Genomic DNA, 3,348 nt, shown 5'->3' on the forward strand with positions numbered 1-3,348 from the left:
AGATTCCACCGCTGAAATTGCTCAGCAGCCCCACGATAGTCGCGCTGATTCAGCAGGCGCAGCAGGGTTGACCCCCCAAAGGCGCCTTCACCCACGTTGTAGGTAAACGACACCAGTGCAGAAAACTGATCGTCGTTCAGCGGAACTGTCACTAAATCCGTCACCGCTGCTTCAAAACGCCGCAGATCACGCCGCAGGAATTCTTCTGCCTGTGCCTCGGTGATCCGCTGTCCCGGAAACACGCCCGAAGTCGTGCCGTAGCCGATCGTCCAGACGCCGACGGCATCCAGATACGCTTCAAGCCGCAGCCCCTCAAACGACTTTAGTAGCCGTAGCCCCTTGCTGTTAATCTGCCGCGCTCCGCTTGGAGTGGGAGAATTGCCGATCGGCTGTCCATCTCGAAGCAACTGCACCGCAGGCTGATAAATGAGCCAGGTATTTTTACCCTTAAACTGCACCTGGTTTCCCTGAGCATCAATGCCCAAAGTGATTCGTAAATGATTATCGGGCGCAACTTCGTAGGCGACGATCGGCAAAACAGTGCTGCCGTTTACAAACTGTCGCTGGCTGTCTGGCAGGCTCGTTCCCTGAGCGGTAGTTTGCTTGAGCCAAGTATCAATCAGCGGCCGAATACTAAACTTAGACGGCTGCGGACGAGGCGCGGGAGTGGGAGCCGGGCTGGGAGACTGCGGCTTGCCATTTTGCAGGATCTGCACCGCAGGACGATAAACAAACCAGGTATTTCGACCTTTGAACTGAAGCTGCTGACCCTGGGCATTCCGACCAAGCGTAATCTTCAGGTGATCATTGTTGGCAGTTGCAAAGCTATTCAGTGGCAAAACAGTTCCATTGTTCACAAACTGTCGCTGGTCATCTGGAAGGGTCGAACCCTGCCCGGTGGTTTGCTTCAGCCAGGTATCCAATACGGTGCGGAGACTATACATAGATGTAGATGCAGAAGGAGAAGTAGGGGACGAGGGAGTGACTGCCCCTGATGGGGAAGTGCTTGATATCGCCTGTCCGTCTTGCAAAATTTGCGCCGCAGGACGGTATACAAACCAGGTATTCCTGCCCTGGAACTGGATCTGCTGACCCTGTGCATTTCGACCGAGCGTGATTTGCCAATGATTCTCAGCAGCCGATTCAAACGCGACGATCGGCAACACGGTTCCTGCCCGAACAAACTCTTTTTGGTTTTCCGGGAGCTTTGAGCCTTGAGCCGTACTATGCTTCAGCCACGTATCCAAGACCATTCGCACTGAGTACACCATCGATCGAACATCCTGTGACAACAGAGCAATCACGGAGCAAAACGTGAGTCCCCGAATGGATGAACCCTGACAGGTAACTCATCGGTTCTGTTATAACAGGCGATTTCAGTGGATAGAGTACCCATGTGGAGGATTTTTAATCATTTCCCCCTTTATCCAACACGCTCGGACGCCTCACTTGCCCTGCCATGATCGATCGCAGCACTGCCTGCCGATCCTGCGGTCTTTCGCGGCTGAGGTTCCACAGGCTTTCGTAGAAGAATAGGGAAATACCTGCAAAGCGTCGATCGCGCGTCCAGATTGCCTGCTGCTGCACTTGCCGAATGGGAACCGGAGTGTCTTTAAGGCCGGTCAGGAGACCAATCGCAGTGGGAATATGCTGTCGGGCTGCCTGCACTTCGGGACGGGAAAGCTCTGCAAGGAATCGCTGCGAATTGCCTTGATAAATTTGTACAATCAGTTCTTCAATCAAGCCCGATCGCTCCCAGTTGCGCCAGTCCTGCAAAAAGTGGCGATAGGCAAAGGGATAGCTGTTGGGCGACAGAGAAACGAGAACATTGGGCTTGCGGGCTTTGACGGCTTGAAACACCGTTCTCATAAACGCGGTAATTTTGTCTGCCCGCCATTTGACCCACTCTGGATCCTGCGGACTCGCAGGGGGCAGTTTGCCCTGATGCTCACGGCGATAAAGCTGCACCGTGTAAGCATCGTAGCCAAAGTCGTCAGGCAGTCCCAGATGGTCGTCAAATTGGATGCCATCTACGTTGTAGTGAGTGACAATCTCCAGAATCAAACCGAGAATAAACTGCTGCACTTCTGGCTTAAAGGGGTTGAGCCAGCGACGCTGATAAATACCGTCTTGCCAAATCTGGCTACCGTTTCGTCGGTTGGTGATCCAGTCAAGATGCCGCAGCGCAATTTCTGATTCAGCCGTGATCATAAAGCCAAACTCAAACCAGGGAATCACAGTTAATCCTTGCTGATGCCCTTTCTGAATCAAGTCAGACAGCATTTGCCAATCCTGCAAAGCTGGCACTCGCGGATCGATCGCCACACCGCTTGCCTGTTGTGCAATCGGGCTGGGATAGAGCGTATAGCCCCAGTTCCACACCGTTGGGTAGACCGTGTTGAAGTTCATTTGCCGCAGGGTTTGCAGTGCATTGTCCAGCCGATCGGGGCTAAACATCACCTCGCTGTCTACGTTGGTGAGCCAGACACCCCGAATTTCGCTCACAGGCGGACTCGCAGCACGAGCAGAGGCGATGCCAAGCAGTTCTCCCTTCAGCAGAAACGACCCCACTAAGCCGATTAGAATTAGAGACAGCGCGGCAAATCCGCGTCGGAAAGACTGTTTCAAAAATTGATTTTGCGGAGAATCGGTTCGGCGGCTAAAGCGAGACATAAAACGAGACGAAAACAGCAAATCCACACGAAACTTCATTGGTAGTTTGGCAATCTAGAAGGGGTTTTATCTTGCTTACAGAGATTCAGGATACCCGTCCGCTCAAATTCTGTAAGCGACATCGCTTCTCTGCTGATAAACCTGCAACAAAAAAGGCAAGCCCTAGCTTGCCTAACCTTAGGAAGATCACTTCTTTGATTGCACTAGAATTGCACAGAACAAATTGCCCAAAGCCAATCTTGCTTACGAGCTGGGCATATTGGCAAGGGGGCGATCGTGACCACCATCGTATTCATCCACGGTCACGTATTTGCCATCTTCGCCGCGAGCAAAGCGGGAATTATTATTAATCGTTTGCCATGCAACTTCACGAGCAGCAGCTTCATCCTGGCTATTATCCAGGAAGCTGTTATAGGCTGCAACAAAGATTCCTTGAGCTTCTTCCGGCAGAACATCTTTGATATCTTGAGGCAGGCTTTCTCTGCTTAACTGATTCATAATTCCTCCTAAAAAAAGAGCGTTTTAATGAAATTTGCGCTGAAAAATCAACCGATCGGAGAACAAAATTCTCTGACTTTATTTGAAACAAATTTACTGTTTCGCGCAAGCCAAAGTAATTCTTCTACCACCAGGTTCTCTCACCGTTTTCATCCATACGAGCTTGCCGAATCACAT

Annotated in this window: 3 protein-coding genes; all 3 read right to left on the reverse strand. The window is 51.4% G+C overall.

The window, feature by feature from the left end; all coding sequences use genetic code 11:
• Positions 1-1,271: lysozyme (locus tag H6F80_RS03015; RefSeq protein WP_242067136.1), on the reverse strand; the 1,271-nt coding region annotated here is incomplete at its 3' end.
• Between the two features lie 136 nt (positions 1,272-1,407).
• A complete protein-coding gene (locus H6F80_RS03020) occupies positions 1,408-2,712 on the reverse strand; it encodes a glycoside hydrolase family 10-like protein (RefSeq protein ID WP_199296337.1) in 1,305 nt (434 codons plus the stop codon).
• Positions 2,713-2,916: 204 nt separating this feature from the next.
• Positions 2,917-3,171: a ChaB family protein gene (locus H6F80_RS03025; RefSeq protein ID WP_190790132.1), complete on the reverse strand. Its 255-nt coding sequence runs from the start codon at positions 3,169-3,171 to the stop codon at positions 2,917-2,919.
• Between the last annotated feature and the right edge of the window lie 177 nt (positions 3,172-3,348).

This window comes from Leptolyngbya sp. FACHB-711 (assembly GCF_014695615.1).
Lineage (GTDB): Bacteria > Cyanobacteriota > Cyanobacteriia > Elainellales > Elainellaceae > Leptolyngbya_A.

Bases quoted from the DNA above. Each gene is read 5' to 3' on its own strand.
- H6F80_RS03020 (WP_199296337.1), bottom strand. From the start codon at position 2,712: ATGAAGTTTCGTGTGGATTTGCTGTTTTCGTCTCGTTTTATGTCTCGC.
- H6F80_RS03025 (WP_190790132.1), bottom strand. From the start codon at position 3,171: ATGAATCAGTTAAGCAGAGAAAGCCTGCCTCAAGATATCAAAGATGTT.